The 3389-nt window shown below is 56.0% G+C and carries 3 protein-coding genes and 1 tRNA gene; 1 reads left to right on the forward strand and 3 read right to left on the reverse strand.

Features of this window, described 5'->3' with window-relative positions:
• Positions 1–83: 83 nt before the first annotated feature.
• The 3 genes from I554_RS0124475 to I554_RS27090 form a co-directional block, all read right to left on the reverse strand.
• On the reverse strand, positions 84–815 hold the full coding sequence (locus I554_RS0124475; protein ID WP_024578150.1) for an NYN domain-containing protein: 732 nt from the start codon (positions 813–815) through the stop codon (positions 84–86).
• A gap of 149 nt (positions 816–964) precedes the next feature.
• Positions 965–1870, reverse strand: coding sequence for a transposase (locus I554_RS27085; RefSeq protein ID WP_152527748.1), 906 nt, complete (start codon positions 1868–1870; stop codon positions 965–967).
• A 149-nt stretch (positions 1871–2019) separates the two neighbouring features.
• Positions 2020–2127, reverse strand: a tRNA-Val gene (locus I554_RS27090).
• Positions 2128–2288: 161 nt separating this feature from the next.
• Between I554_RS27090 and I554_RS0124485 the strand changes: the two genes are divergently transcribed.
• Positions 2289–3329, forward strand: coding sequence for a P63C domain-containing protein (locus I554_RS0124485; RefSeq protein ID WP_024578148.1), 1041 nt, complete (start codon positions 2289–2291; stop codon positions 3327–3329).
• Positions 3330–3389: the final 60 nt, after the last annotated feature.

Raw genomic sequence — 3389 nt, forward strand, 5'->3', positions numbered from 1 at the left:
AAACGAGGGCAATCAGGGGTGCAGGTCATACCCGACCTCCGGTACTGGCCGAATTAGGCCACTGGCAAAAGCGAACTAGGCCACTACAAGTTCGCTGGCTTCCAGTTCTGTGGAGGAGCGTACAAAGCCGGGCGCGCTGCCTTCAACTCGCCATTCTGGATAATTGTAGGCCCTTCAAACAGACAATTTTCAATAACCTCGCGTCGGATCGTGCGAGTGCCGTGGCTATTGCTGATGATTTCTTTGCTGTGGCTTCGGCCCGGAGGGGCTACCGAAATGAACTGTTTCTTTGGCAGGCGATCCGCCAACATTTTCGCAGTGGCCACCTGATCCGAATCAGCCGACACGACATATGCAACATCGTAAACATCCAAGTGGCCGTCGCTAATGACGCTGATGGCGAGATTTACGTCGCCTTCTTTTTCGGTCGGGTGGAAGTAATTGTGCCCCTCGTGGCAGCGGCGCGGCTCTTCAGTGAAATGTCCCACCATTGTCACCACGCCGACCGACTCTTGCGCTTTCTTGTACTCGCGCCAGCGGAGCATTTTTTGAGTGTTTTTGGTGTTGACGGCTGTACACCAGACCACTCGCTCTAGGCGCTCATTTTTGCGGATTATTTGCTGGGATAGGGCATGCAAATTCACCCACTTTAAGTGGGGTGCGCCTAAGTCAGCAATTGCGTGGTAAAGGTTGAATCCGTCGATATAGACGGCTGCCCTTAAAATAGAACCGGCGGCACGAGGGCCGCCGGGGGCTGCCGGTAAACCGACAGCGTGGATAGATGTGGATATGGGGGATATTTCGTCATTTGTCAAGATGTTTTAACTCACTATCCCGGCGTAAAGCATTGAAACCTATTAAGGATTCGTAATTTGAGGGGCGCGTTTAAACAACACCGAAGTGTATCATTTCCCACACAGTTCCCGGTTCCAAGATAGTGTTGCGGGTCGAAAACGCAAATAAATCATGGCTTTCCTCCTTGAATTACCGTGAATGCGCGCCGCCGCTCTGGCGGCGTTTCCTTTGGCAGGGCTGGCGCAACAGCCAGTGCCGCATCCACCAACTGTGCGATGGTCCAAACCTTGTCCGCAACACCAAGGGCCTTCGCTGGCGTCGTGCGGAGAGCTTCATGGGTGCGGCAGAGGTTGTAGTGCGCGACGTACAAGGCGACGGCGGCGCAGTGGTTATCCAGCTTCTTTGAAAAGCCGTTGGTGAGGCGCGTGAACCGGCGCGACGACATGCGGAGCGACAGGTTCTGGCGCTCGACGTAGCTGGTGGAAATGTATTCCGGCGCGCCAGCGGCTACGTCACGGCTTACAGCTACTACGGCAGCGGGGGAGTAGCGCGTAGCTGCGTCCTTCGCGAGGTTGGTTACGCTATAGGTCTTTACGATCACGCCATGGGAGGCGTTCTCTCCAAAGGCGTCGCGGATCGCCGGGCGGTAGGGATGAAAGCCGTCCGTTGAGATTTCCGGCTGGCCGATCACGCGCCCGCGCAGATCGCCGATAAAGGCTTCCATGTTGGCGGTGTCGCGCTTGCCGATCCAGTAGGAGACAATAGCCTTCTGGTTCGCGGCCATGCCGATGAAAACGTACTGGTCGCCCTTCTGCGTTTCGTGCGGCTTCGTGTTCTTTTGCTTCTTGCCAACGTAGGACCAGGTTTCGTCCAATTCGAGCCGGTTGGTGCGGACGCCGACCATGATGCGGTCGTGAAGTTCAACGCAGCCAAGACCAACGCGGAGCGCCAAGCTGGCGACGGTGCCCCGGTTCACGCCGGTCAGGCGCGAGGCGGTGCGGATGCCGACGCCTTCGCAGAGGGCGGCAATGACTTCAATCTGCTTTTCGCGGGAAAGTACGTTCACGAAGCTCATCCTTCGGGTTGAAGGGATGGCTCGGGCGACTCTGGCAGACACGCCCGCCAAGGCGTATATTGACCAGAACGGTTGTCGCGTCGGGCTCATCCCCGGGGCGGTAATCGGGGGTCGTTTCCGCGCCAACGGCGACGGCCCCACTGGTTTGATGGTGGAAGCGGTGAGATTCGAACTCACGGGACCCTGCGAGGGGTATGGACGCCCAAAGGTCCGCCGAGGGGTAAGCTCGGTGCGATAGGCCACTCTGCCACGCTTCCGCACACAAAAACGCCCCGCCAGCCGAAAGGCTGGCGGGGCGTTTGCTTGTGTGTATCCGAGTAACCATGGCCCGATTATGCACAGCCTGAGGGAACATGCAAGTATATGCTTGCAAAAAATCATAATCCACCTATAATGCAAGCATTGATAGGAGGGAATTGTGGATAGTGAACCCACTGGGAAAGCCAAAGGCGGCCTCGCTAGGGCCAATTCGCTCTCTGGAGATCAACGTAAAGAGATCGCTCAGGCAGCGGCAAAAGCGCGTTGGGCTGGCGACTTGCCATATGCGATTTATGGCTCGTCTGACCGGCCGCTGCGGATCGGGGCGCTCGAGGTGCCTTGTTACGTTTTGGATAATGAGAAGCGCGTTCTTACGGACCGAGGAATGATCGCTGCGCTAGGAATGGCGCGCGGAGGTGCAGGATCGTTCTCCTCCGGTCAAGGCGATAGACTCCAGCGTTTTGCGACAGGAAATGCCTTAAGTTCCTACATTTCCAATGACTTGCTCAATGCGATAAGAAATCCAATTCCATTTCGGGTCAAAGTGCATGGTGCCGGTATGCGGCGCGCCCTCGGCTATGACGCAGAGGTTCTGCCAGGAATTTGTGAGGCCGTCCTTCAAGCCCGCGCCGACGGCGCATTGCATCCGAGACAACTTCACATCGCCGCACAATGCGAATTGATAGCTCGCGGTCTGATGCGGGTCGGTATCGTCGCGCTGGTCGACGAGGCCACTGGATATCAAAAAGACAGAGCGCGCGATGCGCTTGCGGAGATTCTTGAGCAATTCATCGCCAAAGAACTGCGGCCATACATTCGGCTTTTCCCGAGTGAGTTTTATGAGAATCTGTTTCGCTTGCGAGGTCTAGAGTTTCCGAGAGACAGTAGCAAAAAACCCCAATATTTCGGCCATCTTACCAATGACATTGTTTGGGCAAGGTTGGCCCCGGGTGTGTTGGAAGAGATGCGAGCGATAGTCCCTAAAAGAGAAAATGGGAAAGGACGGAAATACCCGTTCACGCGGCGATTAACGGAAGATATTGGGCATCCCAAGATGCGCGAGCACCTAACTTCGGTAACAACGATTATGAAACTCAGCGACCAATACGAAGATTTCGAAGTGAAGCTAGATCGGGTCCATCCGAGGTACGATGAAACGCTCGCGTTGCCGTTGCTCAACAAGGACGGCGAGCCAGCTTAATGAAAGAGGCCGCCCACTGAGGCGGCCTTACCCCACATTCCCCAAGTAAATCGCTGATTT

The sequence above is a fragment of the Afipia sp. OHSU_II-C1 genome, from assembly GCF_000497575.1.
In the GTDB taxonomy this organism is placed as follows: domain Bacteria; phylum Pseudomonadota; class Alphaproteobacteria; order Rhizobiales; family Xanthobacteraceae; genus Afipia.

Excerpts from the sequence above, each read along its gene's own strand:
- I554_RS27085 (WP_152527748.1), bottom strand. The coding sequence starts at position 1,870 with ATGAGCTTCGTGAACGTACTTTCCCGCGAAAAGCAGATTGAAGTCATT.